Here is a 16,185-nt window from a genome sequence, read left to right as displayed (position 1 = left end):
ACTCGGCCGCACCCCCAGGCGGCCCCGCGGTGACGGCGCCGGGGCGGGGTCCGGTGGCGGAGCCGGAGCCGCGTCCGGTACCGGGCCCGCGCCCCCGTACCGGCCCGCTGCTCGCCGTCGCCGCGATCTGCGCGGCCCTCTTCGCCGCCGCGGCCGTCACCGTCTCCGTACGTCACGGCGCCCCCTTCGCCCCCGAACGGGCCGCCGTCCGCTGGTCCGTGGCGCACCACGGGGAGCCGGCGCTGTCGCTGGCCCGTGCGCTGACGGACACCGGGGGCGGCCCGATCCCGTATCTGGCGGCCGTGCTCGCGGGGCTGCTGGCCGGCCGGGGCACGCTCGACCGGATCCGCGCGGTCGCGTACGCCGTCGTCGTCCTCGCCGTGGGCCAGGCGATCCGTTTCGGCCTGATGCAGCTGCTCACCCGCCCCCGTCCACCGGTCACCGACTGGGCCCAGGCCGCTTCCGGTTACGCCTTCCCCTCGGGCCACGCCACCACCGCGGCGCTGGCGGCCGGGATCCTGGCCTGGGGCATCGCGCGCCGCGCCCGCCCCGCGGTCGCCCGCACCTGGTGCGCGGTGCTCGCCGTCTGGGCCGCCGCGGTCGGCCTGACCCGCCTCTACCTGGGCGTCCACTGGCCCGTCGACGTCCTCGCCGGCTGGTTCCTGGCCGCCGCCCTGCTCGCCCTCGCCCTGCTCCTGGAGCCGTACGCCGTCCCGCGCCCGGCCGGGCGGGGGGACCCGCCACCGCCCGGCATTCCCATGAACGGCTGACGATCGGTCCAGGTCTTCCCCAAGGCGGCATGGACGCCGCCCGCACCGAGCACCACTGTCCTGGGAGCCGGGACCGACGCGATCGCGCCACCGGCACCGCCACGGCCCGTACCGCCGCACCACCAGGGGGACATGCGCATGAACCAGCCGTTCGACGCCGCCATCCCGCACCCGCCGGCCGACGAGAGCGCCGCGCCGCCCGTACGCCGCCACCGCCGCTGCCCGGCCGCCGCGGCCAAGGATCCCGCCCCGTGCGAGGGGCCGCAGGACGCCGCCACCATCGTCGACCGGCACGGGAAGGAGGTCGCCGGCTGCGTCCAGCACTGCGCCCGGCTCCTGGCCGGCCTCGAAGGCGCCCGCGTCCACCCCTTCGTCCCCGCGCACCACGCCCTGGACATCTACTCCCGGGCCCGCGAACTCCCGCCCTTCGCCTGGGAGATCGGCCGGTAGACCGCCCTCGGCGCGCTCCGGTCACCCGGCCGGGCCGGCTGGCCGGAGCCGGTGTTGCTCACCGCGGCCGGAGCCGGTCGAGCCGCTGCCACTGATCCCTGGTCATCCGCAGGTCGGCCGCGGCGACGTTCTCCTCCAGGTGGTCGATCGAGCCGGTGCCGGGGATCGGCAGCACGACCGGCGAACGGTCGAGCAGCCAGGCGAGCGAGACCTGTGCCGCGGTGGCGCCGAGTTCGGCCGCCACGGCGGCGATCTCGCCGGTCGCCGAGGCCACCGAGGGATGGACCGGCCGCCAGGGCAGGAAGGCGATGCCCGCCGCGGCACAGGCGTCGAGCACGGCCTCGTGCTCGCGATCGAGCATGCTGTAGCGGTTCTGCACGCTCACCACATCGATGATCTTCCGGGCCTCTTCGAGCTCGGGGACGGTGACCTCGGACAGGCCGAGGTGGCCGATCTTCCCCTGGACCTGGAGTTCCCGCAGCGCCCCGAGCTGGTCGGCGAGCGGCACCTCCGGATCGATGCGATGGAGCTGGAGGAGTTCGAGGCGCTCGACCCTGAGCCGGCGCAGGCCCTCGTCGACCTGCTCCCGCAGGAACTCCGGTCGGCCGTGGGGCCCCGCTTCGCGGTCGCCGGTCGGTGGTGCGATCCCGACCTTCGTCGTGACGAGCAGGTCGTCCGGGTAGGGGTACAGCGCCTCGGCGAGCAGCTCCTCGTTGGCGCCCCACCCGTACAGATGCGCGGTGTCGATCAGCGTGACACCCAGCTCGACGGCGCGCCGGGCCACGGCGACGGAGGTCTCCCGGGCCGGCCCGGGAGCGGTGGGCAGGCGCATCGCCCCGAACCCCAGCCGCCGAACGGTGCGCTCACCGCCGATGCTGAACGTGCTCGATGCCATGGGTCGGTTCTGCCCCTCGCTTGCGGTCGTTCATGATCACAGCGTCAACTGCCCACGATAGCAATCCGGTTGAACGGCGATCACGGCTTGCATGTCGGGCGTTCACGCCGCCGCGTCCGTGCGGGGTCCCCTGAGCGGTTCCCACCAGTCGCGCCGGTCGACGTACCACTGGACGGTGGCGGCGAGACCGTCCTCGAACGAGACGCCCGGCGCGTAGCCGAGGCCGCGCAGCCTGGCGTCCGACAGGGAGTAGCGGCGGTCGTGGCCCAGCCGGTCGGCGACCCGCTCGACGCGGCCCCAGTCGGCATCCACCGCCCTCAGCAGGCGCTCGGTCAGATCGTTGTTGGTCAGCTCGGCGGTGCCCGCGATGTGGTAGACCTCCCCGGGCCGGCCGTGCTCGACGACGGTGTGGATGCCCCGGCAGTGGTCGTCCACATGGATCCAGTCGCGGACGTGGCGCCCGTCCCCGTAGAGCGGCACCGAACCCCCGTCGAGCAGGCTGGTCACGAAGAACGGGATGATCTTCTCCGGATACTGGTACGGCCCGTAGTTGTTGCCGCAGCGCGTGATCGACACCGGCAGACCGTGGGTGCGGGCGTAGGCGAGGGCGATCAGGTCGCCGCCCGCCTTGGCGGCCGCGTAGGGCGAGTTGGGCGCCAGCGGTGCCGACTCGTCCCAGGAGCCCTCGTCGATGCTCCCGTACACCTCGTCGGTGGATATCTGGACGACCCGTTCCACGCCCGCGTCCAGGCACGCCTGCATCAGCGTCTGGACGCCCTGGACGTTGGTCCGTACGAACTCGTCCGCACGGGCGATGGAGCGGTCGACGTGCGACTCCGCCGCGAAGTTGAGCACCGCCCGGTGGCCGGGGACCAGCGACGCGAGCAGTCCGGCGTCGCAGATGTCGCCTTGCACGAACGTGTGCCGGCCCCCGACCGGCGCCAGGTTGGCGGGGTTGCCCGCGTAGGTGAGCTTGTCCAGGACGGTGACCTCGGCGTCCTCCCACCCCGGATACGCCCCGCCCAGGAGCGAGCGCACATAGTGCGACCCGATGAAACCGGCCCCGCCGGTGACGAGAACGCGCTGCGCCATGCCTCGAACCGTTCCTTCCTCGCCGATCGGCGCCGGCATCGCCGCGTCCGGGCTCGGCCGTTCTCCTCGCCGCCGACCGCGACCTCGTACGCCGGCAGCGTATCCACGAACAACTTCCGCCCGTCCGGCGTCAGGGGAGCCGGCGCCTTGCGCCACGCGGCCACGCCCGGGGCGAGCCGGGCGGTGATCGCGGGGTGCTGATCGGCCGCGAGGGCGTCGCCTGCGCGGTGGCCTGACGCGCCCGCGCGCCGGGCAAGCATGCGTCGGCCCTGATCGGCGCCGAAGGGAACAGCGCTGATCAGGGCCGGGTGGGACGTCGCGGGCAGGACCCGGGGGGCTCCCGCTAGGACCTCAGCATTCGATGATGTTGACCGCGAGGCCGCCGCGGGCGGTCTCCTTGTACTTGACGCTCATGTCGGCGCCGGTGTCCTTCATGGTCTTGATGACCTTGTCGAGGGAGACGTGGTGGCGGCCGTCGCCGCGCAGGGCCATGCGGGCGGCGGTGACGGCCTTGACCGAGGCCATGCCGTTGCGCTCGATGCAGGGGATCTGGACGAGACCGCCGACGGGGTCGCAGGTCAGGCCGAGGTTGTGTTCCATGCCGATCTCGGCGGCGTTCTCGACCTGTTCCACCGAGCCGCCGAGGACCTCGGCCAGGCCGCCGGCGGCCATGGAGCAGGCGGAGCCGACCTCGCCCTGGCAGCCGACCTCGGCGCCGGAGATGGAGGCGTTCTCCTTGAAGAGCATGCCGATGGCGCCGGCGGCGAGCAGGAAGCGGACGATGCCGTCCTCGTCCGCACCGGGCACGAAGTTGAGGTAGTAGTGCAGGACGGCCGGGATGATGCCGGCGGCGCCGTTGGTGGGGGCGGTCACGACCCGGCCGCCGGCGGCGTTCTCCTCGTTGACGGCCATGGCGTAGAGAGTGACCCACTCCATGGCGTGGGCCTGCGCATCGCCTTCGGCGCGCAGTGCGCGGGCGGCGGTGGCGGCCCGGCGGCGGACCTTCAGCCCGCCGGGCAGGATGCCCTCGCGGGACATCCCGCGGGCCACGCAGGCCTGCATGACCTGCCAGATCTCCAGCAGCCCCGCGCGGATCTCCTCCTCGGTGCGCCAGGCCTTCTCGTTCTCCAGCATCAGCGCGGAGATGGACAGGCCGGTCTCCTGGGACAGGCGCAGCAGCTCGTCGCCGGTGCGGAAGGGGTACTTCAGCACGGTGTCGTCGAGCTTGATGCGGTCCTCGCCGACCGCGTCCTCGTCCACGACGAAGCCGCCGCCCACCGAGTAGTACGTCTTCTCCAGCAGCGGGGCGCCCGCGGCGTCGTAGGCGTAGAGGGTCATGCCGTTGGCGTGGTACGGCAGGGCGCGGCGGCGGTGCAGGATCAGTTCGGTCGACTCGTCGAAGTCGATCTCGTGATCGGTGCCTATCTCCGCGCCCAGCAGCCGCAGCCGCTTGGTGGTGCGGATGCGCTCCACCTCGTCGTCGGCGCTCTCCACATCCACGGTGCGCGGGGAGTGGCCCTCCAGGCCGAGGAGGACGGCCTTGGGGGTGCCGTGCCCGTGGCCGGTGGCGCCGAGGGAGCCGAAGAGTTCGGCGCGCACCTTGACCGTCTGGGCGAGCAGGCCGTCCTTCTTGAGCCGTCCGACGAACATCCGGGCGGCGCGCATGGGGCCGACGGTGTGGGAGCTGGAGGGGCCGATGCCGATGGAGAAGAGGTCGAAGACGGAGATGGCCACGGTGGCGGACTCCCTTGTCTGCTCGTGGTGGACGGTGGAGCAATGGGGCAGGAGGTACGTTTCTGCGCCGTTTGTCGAGCGTAACCCGGACCCGGCGCGGTGCCGTCAGACGGAAGCCATCGGGCGTTGGTCCTCGGGCGTAACAGTGGGTTGCGGAACGGATACACCGGTGGAGAACGAGCCGGTCAGGCCCGCTGTCCGCGCCCCGACTCCGGCGCGTACGGCCCAGAAGTAGAAGGCCGGGGCCGAGAGCGCGACCAGGGCGATGTCCAGGCCGCCGGGGATGATGCCACGGCCGCCGAAGTCCGGGCTGCCCAGCGCCGACAGCGCCGCCATCCAGACCAGGAAGAGGACCATCCACCAGGCCGGCGCGAACTGCCGCGCCAGCCGGGTCTCGCCCTTGCGCCGCAGCACCAGCGCCGCGATCGGCACGGACACCAGCGTCAGCACGGCGACCTTGCCGGTGTCCGGCCACTTCGACCAGTACAGGGCGCAGGCGGCGAAGGTGAAGGTGAGGGGGCACAGGAACCCGGCGGCGGGGAGCCGGAAGGGGCGCGGCAGCTCCGGCTCGGTCCGGCGCAGGACGCCCACCGCGATCGGGCCGATCAGATACGAGATGACCATGGCCGCCGAGACCACCCCGGCCAGCGCCTGCCAGCTGCGGCCGACGGTGAGCAGCAGCAGGACCGAGAAGCCGAGGTTGAGCCACATCGCGGGGCGTGCGGTGCCGTAGCGCGGGTGCACGGCCGCCAGCTTCCTGGGGAAGAAGCCGGTCTCGGCGAGATTGGTCACCATGTACGCGGCCGAGGCGACATTGGCGATGTTGGAACCGGCCGGCGAGATGAAGGCGCCGAACTGCAGCAGTGTGACCACCCAGTGCAGCATCAGCAGCTTGGCGAGGTCGGCGAACGGCGAGCTGAGGTTCACGCCCTGCCAGCCGCCGGCCCGCTGGAGCTGCTCGGGAGGCACGGAGCCGAGGTAGGCGGTCTGCAGCGCCAGATAGATCACCAGGCCCAGCGCGAGCGCGCCGACCAGGGCGATCGGGATGGCCCGGCCCGGGTTCCTGGCGGCCCCGCCGAGGTTGACCACGGCCTGGAAGCCGTTGAAGGCGAAGATCACGCCGCAGGTGGTGACGGCGGTGAGCACGGCCGGCCAGCCGTACGGGGCGAACCCGCCCTGCGAGGTGAAGTTCGAGGTGTGGAAGCCGGAACCGATCAGTGCCAGGACGGCGAGCACCGGGATGGCGAACTTGACCAGGGTGAGCACGGTGTTGGCACGGGCCAGCAGCTGGACCGACCAGTAGCAGGTCAGCCAGAGGGCGACGGTCAGCGCCAGTGCGGTGCAGATGCCGGAGAGGGTGAGCTGATGGGTGGCCGGGTCGACCAGACCCTTGGCCCAGTCGAAGCTCCAGGACGTCATGTACTGGGTGGCGGCGATCGACTCGATCGGGATGAGCGAGGCGACCGCGATCCACACGGCCCAGCCGGTGAGGAAGCCGAGCACCGGGCCGTGGGAGAGGTGGCCGTAGCGGGCCATGCCGCCGGGGATCGGGTAGGCCGAGCCGACCTCCGCGTAGGACATCGCGATCATGCCGATGAACACGGCGCCGATCACCCATGCGACCAGCGCCGCGGGGCCCGCCACCTGGGCGGCGGCACCGGCGCCGAAGAGCCAGCCGGAGCCGAAGATCGAGCCTATGCCGATCATGATGAGGGCGAAGAGGCTGAGCCCCTTGCGCTCGCCCGCGCTCATGTCCATGGGATGTGTCGTCCGTCCTGCCGTCGAGAAGTGCCCCCTTCACGGAGGAGGGGCGGCTGCATCTGCCGTGGGTCACCTTATTTCTCGCGAATCACCGGATTTTCCACGTGATTTCGCGAAAGGAGGGAGAAGAACAGGCACACAGACGGTGAGCCCGGGACCAACGGCCCCGGGCTCACGGCCCGTTCGGCCTCCGCGCCGCCGGTGACCGGCGGCGCGGAGGATCACCGCATGAGACGCGTCACAGCGACGGGTACAGCGGGTACTTGTCCGCGAGCGCCGTGACCCGGGCCTTGAGGGACTCGGCGTCGTAGGCGGGCTTGAGGGCCTCGGCGATGATGTCGGCGACCTCGCGGAAGTCCTCGGCCTGGAAACCGCGGGTGGCCAGGGCCGGGGTGCCGATGCGCAGGCCGGAGGTGACCATCGGCGGGCGGGGGTCGTTGGGGATCGCGTTGCGGTTGACGGTGATGCCGACCTCGTGGAGGCGGTCCTCGGCCTGCTGTCCGTCGAGTTCGGAGTCGCGCAGGTCGACCAGGACGAGGTGGACGTCGGTGCCGCCCGACAGGACGGAGACGCCGTGCTGCTTGACGTCGTCCTGGACGAGGCGCTCGGCGAGGATCTTGGCGCCTTCGAGGGTGCGCTGCTGGCGCTCCTTGAAGTCCTCGGAGGCGGCGACCTTGAAGGAGACCGCCTTCGCCGCGATGACGTGCTCCAGCGGACCGCCCTGCTGACCGGGGAAGACCGCGGAGTTGATCTTCTTGGCGAGCTCCTGGGTGGACAGGATGACGCCGCCGCGGGGGCCGCCGAGGGTCTTGTGGGTGGTGGTGGTCACGACGTGGGCGTGCGGCACCGGGTTGGGGTGCAGGCCCGCGGCCACCAGACCGGCGAAGTGCGCCATGTCGACCATGAGGTACGCGCCCACCTCGTCGGCGATCCGGCGGAAGGCGGCGAAGTCGAGCTGGCGCGGGTAGGCGGACCAGCCGGCCACGATCAGCTTGGGGCGGTGCTCCTTGGCGAGGCGCTCGACCTCCTCCATGTCGACCAGGTTGGTCTTCTCGTCGACGTGGTACGGCACGACGTTGTACAGCTTGCCGCTGAAGTTGATCTTCATGCCGTGGGTGAGGTGGCCGCCGTGGGCGAGGTTGAGGCCCAGGATGGTGTCGCCCGGCTTGATCAGGGCGAACATGGCGGCGGCGTTGGCCTGTGCGCCGGAGTGCGGCTGGACGTTGGCGGCCTCGGCGCCGAAGAGGGCCTTGATGCGGTCGATCGCGATCTGCTCGACCACGTCGACGTGCTCGCAGCCGCCGTAGTAGCGGCGGCCGGGGTAGCCCTCGGCGTACTTGTTGGTGAGGACGGAGCCCTGGGCCTCCATGACGGCGACGGGGGCGAAGTTCTCCGACGCGATCATCTCGAGGGTGGACTGCTGGCGGTGCAGCTCGGCGTCGACGGCGGCGGCGACGTCGGGGTCGAGCTCGTGCAGGGAGCTGTTGAGAAGCGACATGAGTCTTCCTGGGGAGAGGGGTCCGGGATCAGCCGGCGGCGAAGGCGGTGTACTCGTCGGCCGAGAGCAGGTCCTCCGGCTCGCCGCTGACCTTCACCTTGAACAGCCAACCGCCCTCGAACGGGGCGGAGTTCACCAGCGAGGGGTCGCCGACGACATCCTCGTTGATCTCGACGATCTCGCCGTCCACGGGCGAGTAGAGATCGCTGACGGACTTGGTCGACTCCAGCTCACCGCAGGACTCGCCCGCCGTGACCGTCGAGCCGACCGCGGGAAGCTCCACGAAGACCACATCGCCGAGCGCGTTGGCCGCGTGCTCGGTGATACCGACCGTCGAGACGCCCTCCACGGCGTCCGTCAGCCACTCGTGCTCCTTGCTGTAGCGCAGCTGCTGGGGGTTGCTCATGGCTCGATTCTCCTGTACGCGAGGGTGTGATCGTGCATGGGGGCGCCTCCCCGGGCGAAGTCCGGGGGAGGGTCTTGCACAGTGAGACACGCGGGCGCGCGCCACTGCCGTGCCTGCCGTGGGCGAACCGCTACTTCTGCCGCTTGTAGAAGGGCAGCGCGGTGACCTCGTACGGCTCATGGCTTCCACGGATGTCCACGCAGACACCCTCGGTGCCCGGTGTGGCGTAGGCCGCGTCGACGTAGGCGATGGCGATCGGCTTGCCGAGCGTGGGGGAGGGGGCCCCGGAGGTGACCTCGCCGATGACCGTGCCGTCGGCCGTGACGACCGGGTATCCGGCGCGCGGAACCCGGCGGCCCTCGGCGATCAGGCCGACCAGCTTGCGCGGCGGGTCGGTCTCGGCGCGCTCGGCGGCCGCCGCCAGCGCGGCGCGGCCCACGAAGTCGCCGTTGTTGGTGGTCTTCTCGAACTTCACGACCCGGCCCAGGCCCGCGTCGAACGGCGTGGTGGCGGTGGTCAGCTCGTGCCCGTACAGCGGCATGCCCGCCTCCAGGCGCAGCGTGTCGCGGCAGGACAGACCGCAGGGCACCAGACCGGCGTCCTTGCCGGCCGCGGCCAGCGCCTCCCACAGGGCCACCGCGTCCGCCGGTCGCACGAACAGCTCGAAGCCGTCCTCGCCGGTGTATCCCGTACGGGCGATCAGCGCGTCGACGCCGGCGACCGTGCCGGGCAGCCCGGCGTAGTACTTCAGGCCGTCCAGATCGGCGTCGGTCAGCGCCTTGAGGATCCCCGGGGACTGCGGGCCCTGCACCGCGAGCAGTGCGTAGGCGTCCCGGTCGTCGCGGATCGCGGCGTCGAAGCCGCCCGCTCGCGCGCTCAGCGCGTCCAGCACCACCTGGGCGTTGGAGGCGTTGGCGACGACCATGTACTCCTGGTCGGCGAGCCGGTAGACGATCAGGTCGTCCAGGATGCCGCCGCCGTCCTCGCAGATCATGGTGTAGCGGGCGCGGCCGGTACTGACGCCGCCGATGTTGCCGACCAGCGCGTAGTCGAGGAGGTCGGCGGCCTGCGGGCCGGTGACGGTGATCTCACCCATGTGGGAGAGGTCGAAGAGACCGGCGCGGGTGCGGACGGCGACGTGTTCGTCGCGCTCGCTGCCGTAGCGCAGCGGCATGTCCCAGCCGGCGAAGTCGGTCATGGTCGCGCCGAGCGCGCGGTGGGTGGCGTCCAGCGCGGTGCGGCGGGGGGCATCTGTCATGGTTCTGGGCTCCCAGGCATGGGTGACAAGACGTTCTCCCCATCTGTCATCGGAACCTGAGAGGTTCACCGGGATCCCGCGAACGGACCCGGTTTGCACCTTGGGTGGAGCCGCCCCATGCAACCGGGCAGTGGCTCGCTTTTCAGATCTGCCTCGCCCGCGCGGTATAGGGGCCTGAGAGATTCAAGGGAGGACTTGCTCCTTCGGCGCCCCGCCGTGGCGGCCGGGGACTCTCCCGCGCGGATTCAAGCGGCCGGTATGGAGTTGGCGGTGCACGGACGAGCTTCAGACGTGCACGTGGCGGCCACATCATTACACGGGAACGCCGGATCGAGGAGCCCCGGTCGCCGCCCGGTCCAGGAGCGGGCCCGCCACGCCGACAGATCGGACAATCGCCTTGATGGCCATTACCTTTTCTTGACACTCTGCGGGTAAGGGACGGACTCGGACCGGAACTGGACGGGGAGGGCGATCACGGTGCACAGGGAAGCGGCATTCGCGGCCACTTCAGGGGTCGTGCCCCCGGGCGCGCCGGTGGCGGCACCTGCCGCCGCGCCCCCGGCCCGGCGCGCGGCGCGGTCCGTCGTGCGGCCGGGGCGCGGTACTCGGGTGATGGACCTGCGCGGCCGCAGGCGTGCCCGCGGCACCGCGGAGCTGCGGTTCGCCGCCGGCGACCTGGTGGTGGTCTCCGGACTGCCGGGCAGCGGCAAGAGCACCCTGATGCACCGGGTGGTGCCGTCGTCGGACGGCCGCGGCACCGTGGTGCACCGCATCGATTCGCAGGACGTCCGCGAGCGCTGGGCGCGCGGCAGGCTGCGCCGGCTGCCGTACGGGCTGTACCGCCCGCTGGTGCGGGCCGCGCACTATCTCGCGCTGGGCCGTGCGCTCGCGTCGGGGGACAGCGTGGTGGTGCACGACTGCGGAACGCTGGCCTGGGTGCGCCGCTGGGTCGCCCGGTCGGCGGCGCGCGGCGGGCGCGGGCTGCATCTGGTGCTGCTCGACGTGCCGCCGGAGGTGGCGCGGTCCGGCCAGGAGGCGCGCGGGCGCGGGGTGTCGGGGTACGCCTTCGCGCGGCACCGCAGGGCGGTGGGCCGGCTGGTCGGCGCGGCGGAGACGGCCGGGCCGCCGAAGGGGTTCAGCTCGGTGGTCCTGCTGGACCGGCGGGCGGCGAGCGCACTGAAGACGGTCGCCTTCCACTGAGCGGACTGCGGCTTCCGGGCGTGCCGTACCCCGCCCCCGTATGAACCGCCTGCGGTATTTCTCGTCTAGGGTCGATGGGCGATGGGCGTGGTCGGAACGGGTGGGTACGGATGAGTCTTTCGGAGCAGGGGATACCGCAGCTGGCGTGGCCGGCGAACGAGCTCGAAGAGGTGCTCGCCGCGTCGGTCGGGCATCCGGGCGCCGGCGGCCGGATCGTCGAGGTACTGGGCCGCAGCCGGGTGTGGGTGCCGCTGCCCAACGGCGGTGGCCCGGAGAGCGCGGGCCCGGGCGCCCGCGGCCTGGACCTGCCCACCGTCGAGATCGGCGGGGTGGCCCATGTCCCGGTCTACAGCTCCGAGCAGGAGTTCCTGCGGGTGGTCGGCTCGCACATGTCCTTCACCGTCGCCCCGGCCGGGGAGTTCGCCCGCGGGCTGCCGCCGAGGATCGGGATCGCGGTCAACCCGGACGGCACGGTCGGGGTTCCGCTGCCGCCGCCCGCGGTGGCCGAGCTGTGCCGGCAAGGTCGCCACGGTGGCGAGGGGCTGCCGAGCGGCGGGCGGGTGCGGCTCTTCGAGCCGGACTGGCAGGAGGAGCCGGTGGACTTCCTTGCCGCCGCCGGACTGGAGTTCTCCGGTGCCGGAATTGTCCTGACTGCCCGGCGTGCCCTGGCTAGTGTCGAGGGCGACACGCCCACACTGTTCGTCGGTGTTCAGCTCGCGGTGGACCCTGCCGCGCTGCACGACGGCACCGCCCGCGAGACGGTCCTTGCGGCCCTGGGGCGTGCGCTCGGCGCGGTCCCGGTGCCCTGGCCGGTGCAGTTGGTGATGCTCGATCTCGCCCACGGCGACCCGGTCGCCGACTGGATGCTGGAGCGCGTGCGGCCCTTCTACTCTCGCGACCACTCGTAAGCTGGTTGGATGACGCGCGGGCGCACCCACACGTGCCCTGCCGAGATGAAGGGACGGACCACGTGAGCGCGGGTGCGCATCAGGGGCCGGCGGCGGCCGGAGCGCTGGAGCAGCTGCTCCAGCAGGTCTCGCCCGGCCGTTACGACGCCTATGAGGCGCTGCTGCAGGCGCTCGCCGCGGGCCAGGTCTGGATGCTGCTGTGGCACGGCCGGGCCGGCTCCCCCGACGCGCAGTACGGAAACATGGAGGTCGACGGCCTCGGCTACGCGCCGTGCGTGACCTCGGCGCCCGAACTCGCCGCCTCCGGCTGGAATCGCGACCACGAGGTCGTCAGCGGCCTGGAGATCGCCGGCGCGCTCTTCCCGGACCGCTGGGGCCTGTGGCTGAACCCGCACGCCCCCGGTGGCGGTGTCGGCATCCCCTGGCTGGACCTGCGCCGTATCGCCGGCGGCCTCGACCGGCTGCCGGCCGGTCCGCTGCGGATCTCCGAGCCGGTCATCGACATCCCGCAGTTCTACGCCCTGCTGGCCCAGAACGCCCACCGCACCCCCGCCGTACGGTCGTTGCGCCGGGCCTGGGTGCAGCCCGCGCTCGGCGCCCCGTATCTGGCGGTCGGGCTGGATCTGTACGACACCGGCCAACAAGCGGTGGATTCGGCCCGGTTGATGATCCAGCAGTCGATCGGTGCGGTTCCGGACGGATTGCCGGTCTCCACGGTCGCGATGAACGACGACTACGACCCGGTCGCGATGTGGATGCGGGCCTGTGCGCGGCCCTTCTTCGACCGTGACGGCTACGTCCAGCCGCAGGGCCAGCCGGCCCCCGCGCCCTCGTACGGCTACGGCTACCCGCGCCCTTACTGACCCGCCCGCCGGCCGCCCGGCCGGGGTCCCTCGGCGACGCCCTCCGGTGACGGAGCGGGTCGTCGAGGCGCCGGTTCCGGGGTGAATTCGCCCCGTATTCCCCACGGTTGAGGTCCTCTCCCGTGGACATTCGCCCCGCTCAGCCCGAACGTGCGTCCGTATAACGGAAAGCCGTGGAGCACATCACAGTTGCGCATCCTTTCCCGGTCAGGGCTGGTGACTGATCGCGAAGGGGATGAAGACTCCGGAAACACCGAGGGCCTCGGTCCTTTGTACGAGCGTCATCGAGCGTCATCCCATACGGCGTCGCGTGAATCTCCGACTTCCACTGTGTGAAGTTCCGCGATGCCCGCAGTACTTGCACCGAATTGCACCAGTGATGTGAATCAGGCCGCTTTTGCGGCGGGGCAGGGGCCGGCCATCGTCGGCCGAGAGGGGTCAAGGGCACCGTGACCGCACCGATCGAGACCACCGGGGCGGCTGCCGAGGCGCAGCCGGAAGCGGTGCTGAAAGGCGTGGAGGGCAAGCGCATCGAAGGGCGCTCGCTCGGCCAGATCGCATGGCTGCGCTTCAGGCGGGACAAGGTCGCGGTGGCGGGTGCCATCGTTGTCATCCTGCTCGTCGTCCTCGCCGCGCTCTCGCGCCCCCTCCAGGCCCTGCTCGGCCTGGACCCCAACACCCCCAACCAGTCGCTGATCGACCCCAACACCACGCTTCCCAAGGGGGACTTCGGCGGGATGAGCGGGGACCACCCGCTCGGCGTGGACCCCAAGTTCGGCCGCGACCTGCTCGCCCGGATCCTGGAGGGCTCCTGGGTGTCGCTGATCGTGGCGTTCGGCGCGACGCTGCTGTCGGTCGCCATCGGCACCGTGCTGGGTGTGGTCGCCGGCTTCTACCGCGGACGGGTGGACGCCTTCATCAGCCGGATGATGGACGTCTTCCTGGCCTTCCCGCTGCTGCTGTTCGCCATCGCCATCTCCGCCTCGCTGCAGGGCGGCGCCTTCGGCCTGGAGGGTCTGCCGCTGCACATCTCGGTGCTGATCTTCGTGATCGGCTTCTTCAACTGGCCGTACATGGGCCGCATCGTGCGCGCGCAGACGCTGTCGCTGCGCGAGCGTGAATTCGTGGACGCCGCCCGCGGCATGGGAGCGCGCGGCCCGTTCATCCTCTTCCGGGAGCTGCTGCCCAACCTGGTGGGTCCGGTCATCGTCTACTCGACGCTGCTGATCCCCTCCAACATCCTCTTCGAAGCGGCCCTGAGCTTCCTGGGCGTCGGCATCCAGCCGCCCCAGGCGTCCTGGGGCGGCATGCTCAACCAGGCCGTCAAGTACTACGAGGTCGACCCCCAGTACATGATCGTCCCCGGCCTCGCGATCTTCGTCACCGTGCTCGCGTTCAACCTGCTCGGTGACGGCCTGAGGGACGCGCTGGACCCGCGCAGCCGTTGACGGCCCGCCGGGCGCCGGCGCCCACAAATCTCCACCGCCAGTGAAGTTTTGACGTGTGAAGTTTCTCGACGAACGAAGGGGACACGGACCATCATGCGAAGGTCAGTTCCGGTCGCGGCGATAGCGGCCATCACCAGTGCGGGCCTTTTGCTGGCCGGCTGCAGCGGGGGCAAGGGTTCCTCGGACGGCTCGTCCGAGGCGAACGCCGCCACCAAGGGCGTCGTCAACGCCTCGGACGCGAAGGGCGGTACGGTCAACTACGCGATGAGCGACGCCCCCGAGTCGTTCGACCCGGGCAACACGTACTACGCCTTCATCTACAACTTCAGCCGGCTCTATGCGCGCCCGCTGACCACCTTCAAGCCGGGCCCCGGCACGAAGGGCAACGAGCTGGTCCCCGACCTCGCCGAGGAGATGGGCAAGCCCAGCGACGGCGGCCGGACCTGGACGTACAAGATCCGCAAGGGCGTGAAGTACGAGGACGGCTCCGCGGTCACCGCGCAGGACGTCAAGTACGCCGTCGAGCGTTCCAATTTCGCGCGCGACACCCTCTCGCTGGGCCCGAACTACTTCCAGCAGTTCCTCAAGGACAACGAGGGCGGCTACAAGGGGCCCTACAAGGACAAGAGCAAGGAAGGGCTCAAGTCCATCGAGACCCCGGACGACCACACGATCGTCTTCCACCTCAAGAAGCCGTTCGCGGAGTTCGACTACCTGGTCAGCGCCCCGCAGACCGCTCCGGTGCCGAAGGCCAAGGACAAGGGCGCGGACTACACCAAGTCCGTGCTGTCCACCGGCTCGTACAAGTTCGAGAGCTACGAGGAGGGCAAGCAGCTCACCCTCGTGCGCAACCCGCAGTGGTCCGCGAAGAGCGACCCGCTGCGCAAGCAGCTGCCCGACAAGATCGTCCTGAAGCTGAAGGTCGCCCAGTCGACCATCGACAAGGACCTCCAGTCCGGCAACACCCTGGTCGACCTGGCCGGCCGCGGTGTGGACGGCCAGACGCAGGCCCAGCTCCTGACGGACCCCAAGGAGAAGGCCAACACCGACAACGCGCTCGGTCAGCGCCTGGTCTACACGGCGATCAACACCAAGGCGAAGCCGTTCGACAACCTGGAGTGCCGCAAGGCCGTCGAGTACGCGATCGACAAGAAGGCCGTGCAGACCTCGCTCGGCGGCCCGATCCGCGGTGAGCTGGCCTCCACGGTCCTGCCGACCGACATCGACGGCTACCAGAAGTTCGACCTGTACCCGCAGAAGTACAACGGCGACAAGCTGGACCTGACCGAGGCCAAGAAGCACTGGGACAAGTGCGGCGCCGGCAAGACCACCACCACGATCCTGGCCCGCAACGACCGCCAGGACGAGGTCGACGCGGCCACCTCGGTCATCGAGTCGCTGAAGAAGATCGGCATCACGGCCAAGATCCAGTCGTACCCGACCAGCAAGTACTTCTCGGACTACGCCGGTGTGCCGGAGTTCAACAAGAAGAACAACGTCGGCCTGATCATGATGCAGTGGGGCTCGGACTTCCCGACCGGCTACGGCTACCTGCAGCAGATCCTCAACGGCAAGGCGATCAGCAAGTCCGGTAACACCAACCTGTCCGAGCTGGACGACCCGGAGATCAACAAGCTGCTCGAGACCGCCATCGCCAACACCGACAAGGCGGCCCGCGAGAAGGCGTACGCCGAGATCGACAAGAAGACGATGGAGCAGGCGGCGCTGGTCCCGCTCACCTACTTCAAGGTCCTGATGTACCGCTCGCCCAAGGCCACCAACCTGGTGTCCACCTCGGCCTTCAGCGGTCAGTACGACTACCTCAACATCGGCGTCAAGAAGTAGCAGCCCTGGAAGGCAGGTGAAGGCATTGGTGTCCGCGGGCCGGTTCCGGCCGGCCCG

At 70.9% G+C, this 16,185-nt stretch carries 14 protein-coding genes and 1 riboswitch; of the genes, 7 read left to right on the top strand and 7 right to left on the bottom strand.

Annotation, left to right across the window (positions count from 1 at the left end):
- Nucleotides 1-53 precede the first annotated feature (53 nt).
- Together ACFWZH_RS18950 and ACFWZH_RS18945 are read left to right on the top strand one after the other, a co-directional pair.
- Nucleotides 54-770, top strand: a complete 717-nt coding sequence (locus ACFWZH_RS18950; protein WP_384431917.1) for a phosphatase PAP2 family protein — start codon at nucleotides 54-56, stop codon at nucleotides 768-770.
- A gap of 138 nt (nucleotides 771-908) precedes the next feature.
- Nucleotides 909-1,220 (top strand): hypothetical protein, encoded by a 312-nt coding sequence (locus ACFWZH_RS18945; RefSeq protein WP_384431914.1) that lies wholly within the window; start codon nucleotides 909-911, stop codon nucleotides 1,218-1,220.
- A 58-nt stretch (nucleotides 1,221-1,278) separates the two neighbouring features.
- Here the strand turns inward: ACFWZH_RS18945 and ACFWZH_RS18940 are convergent, their stop codons facing one another.
- The 7 genes from ACFWZH_RS18940 to gcvT all read right to left on the bottom strand — a co-directional run bounded on the left by ACFWZH_RS18940 (nucleotide 1,279) and on the right by gcvT (nucleotide 9,864).
- Entirely contained in the window at nucleotides 1,279-2,115 is an 837-nt protein-coding gene (locus ACFWZH_RS18940; protein WP_384431910.1) for an aldo/keto reductase, read from the bottom strand.
- Nucleotides 2,116-2,217: 102 nt separating this feature from the next.
- Nucleotides 2,218-3,207: a dTDP-glucose 4,6-dehydratase gene (rfbB, locus tag ACFWZH_RS18935; RefSeq protein WP_384431907.1), complete on the bottom strand. Its 990-nt coding sequence runs from the start codon at nucleotides 3,205-3,207 to the stop codon at nucleotides 2,218-2,220.
- A 351-nt stretch (nucleotides 3,208-3,558) separates the two neighbouring features.
- Complete coding sequence (locus tag ACFWZH_RS18930) at nucleotides 3,559-4,941, bottom strand: L-serine ammonia-lyase (RefSeq protein WP_384431904.1); 1,383 nt, start codon at nucleotides 4,939-4,941, stop codon at nucleotides 3,559-3,561.
- A gap of 105 nt (nucleotides 4,942-5,046) precedes the next feature.
- Nucleotides 5,047-6,699, bottom strand: a complete 1,653-nt coding sequence (locus tag ACFWZH_RS18925; protein ID WP_384431901.1) for an APC family permease — start codon at nucleotides 6,697-6,699, stop codon at nucleotides 5,047-5,049.
- 241 nt (nucleotides 6,700-6,940) lie between these two features.
- Nucleotides 6,941-8,200, bottom strand: coding sequence for a serine hydroxymethyltransferase (gene glyA, locus ACFWZH_RS18920; protein ID WP_384431898.1), 1,260 nt, complete (start codon nucleotides 8,198-8,200; stop codon nucleotides 6,941-6,943).
- A gap of 28 nt (nucleotides 8,201-8,228) precedes the next feature.
- A complete protein-coding gene (gcvH, locus tag ACFWZH_RS18915) occupies nucleotides 8,229-8,606 on the bottom strand; it encodes a glycine cleavage system protein GcvH (RefSeq protein WP_384431896.1) in 378 nt (125 codons plus the stop codon).
- Between the two features lie 130 nt (nucleotides 8,607-8,736).
- Nucleotides 8,737-9,864, bottom strand: coding sequence for a glycine cleavage system aminomethyltransferase GcvT (gene gcvT / locus ACFWZH_RS18910; protein WP_384431893.1), 1,128 nt, complete (start codon nucleotides 9,862-9,864; stop codon nucleotides 8,737-8,739).
- Between the two features lie 152 nt (nucleotides 9,865-10,016).
- Nucleotides 10,017-10,112: riboswitch (glycine riboswitch) on the bottom strand.
- Between the two features lie 223 nt (nucleotides 10,113-10,335).
- On the opposite strand from gcvT, the gene ACFWZH_RS18905 reads away from it, so the two are divergent.
- The 5 genes from ACFWZH_RS18905 to ACFWZH_RS18885 all read left to right on the top strand — a co-directional run bounded on the left by ACFWZH_RS18905 (nucleotide 10,336) and on the right by ACFWZH_RS18885 (nucleotide 16,128).
- Nucleotides 10,336-11,064 (top strand): AAA family ATPase, encoded by a 729-nt coding sequence (locus ACFWZH_RS18905; RefSeq protein ID WP_384432155.1) that lies wholly within the window; start codon nucleotides 10,336-10,338, stop codon nucleotides 11,062-11,064.
- A gap of 110 nt (nucleotides 11,065-11,174) precedes the next feature.
- Nucleotides 11,175-11,972, top strand: coding sequence for an enhanced serine sensitivity protein SseB (locus tag ACFWZH_RS18900; RefSeq protein WP_384431890.1), 798 nt, complete (start codon nucleotides 11,175-11,177; stop codon nucleotides 11,970-11,972).
- A gap of 62 nt (nucleotides 11,973-12,034) precedes the next feature.
- A complete protein-coding gene (locus ACFWZH_RS18895) occupies nucleotides 12,035-12,835 on the top strand; it encodes an enhanced serine sensitivity protein SseB C-terminal domain-containing protein (protein WP_384431887.1) in 801 nt (266 codons plus the stop codon).
- A 449-nt stretch (nucleotides 12,836-13,284) separates the two neighbouring features.
- Nucleotides 13,285-14,283, top strand: a complete 999-nt coding sequence (locus tag ACFWZH_RS18890) for an ABC transporter permease (RefSeq protein ID WP_384431884.1) — start codon at nucleotides 13,285-13,287, stop codon at nucleotides 14,281-14,283.
- Nucleotides 14,284-14,376: 93 nt separating this feature from the next.
- Nucleotides 14,377-16,128 carry an ABC transporter substrate-binding protein gene (locus tag ACFWZH_RS18885; protein WP_384431881.1) on the top strand — a complete coding sequence of 584 codons (1,752 nt, stop codon included), beginning with the start codon at nucleotides 14,377-14,379 and terminating at the stop codon, nucleotides 16,126-16,128.
- Nucleotides 16,129-16,185: the final 57 nt, after the last annotated feature.

This window comes from Streptomyces sp. NPDC059008, assembly GCF_042749045.1.
Taxonomy (GTDB): domain Bacteria; phylum Actinomycetota; class Actinomycetes; order Streptomycetales; family Streptomycetaceae; genus Streptomyces.
This window is presented reverse-complemented; position numbering and strand designations above follow the sequence as displayed.

Coding starts and splice junctions, on each gene's coding strand:
- gcvT (WP_384431893.1), bottom strand. CDS start 9,864: ATGACAGATGCCCCCCGCCGCACCGCGCTGGACGCCACCCACCGCGCG.
- ACFWZH_RS18900 (WP_384431890.1), top strand. CDS start 11,175: ATGAGTCTTTCGGAGCAGGGGATACCGCAGCTGGCGTGGCCGGCGAAC.
- ACFWZH_RS18885 (WP_384431881.1), top strand. CDS start 14,377: ATGCGAAGGTCAGTTCCGGTCGCGGCGATAGCGGCCATCACCAGTGCG.
- ACFWZH_RS18940 (WP_384431910.1), bottom strand. CDS start 2,115: ATGGCATCGAGCACGTTCAGCATCGGCGGTGAGCGCACCGTTCGGCGG.
- ACFWZH_RS18945 (WP_384431914.1), top strand. CDS start 909: ATGAACCAGCCGTTCGACGCCGCCATCCCGCACCCGCCGGCCGACGAG.
- gcvH (WP_384431896.1), bottom strand. CDS start 8,606: ATGAGCAACCCCCAGCAGCTGCGCTACAGCAAGGAGCACGAGTGGCTG.
- glyA (WP_384431898.1), bottom strand. CDS start 8,200: ATGTCGCTTCTCAACAGCTCCCTGCACGAGCTCGACCCCGACGTCGCC.
- ACFWZH_RS18925 (WP_384431901.1), bottom strand. CDS start 6,699: ATGGACATGAGCGCGGGCGAGCGCAAGGGGCTCAGCCTCTTCGCCCTC.
- rfbB (WP_384431907.1), bottom strand. CDS start 3,207: ATGGCGCAGCGCGTTCTCGTCACCGGCGGGGCCGGTTTCATCGGGTCG.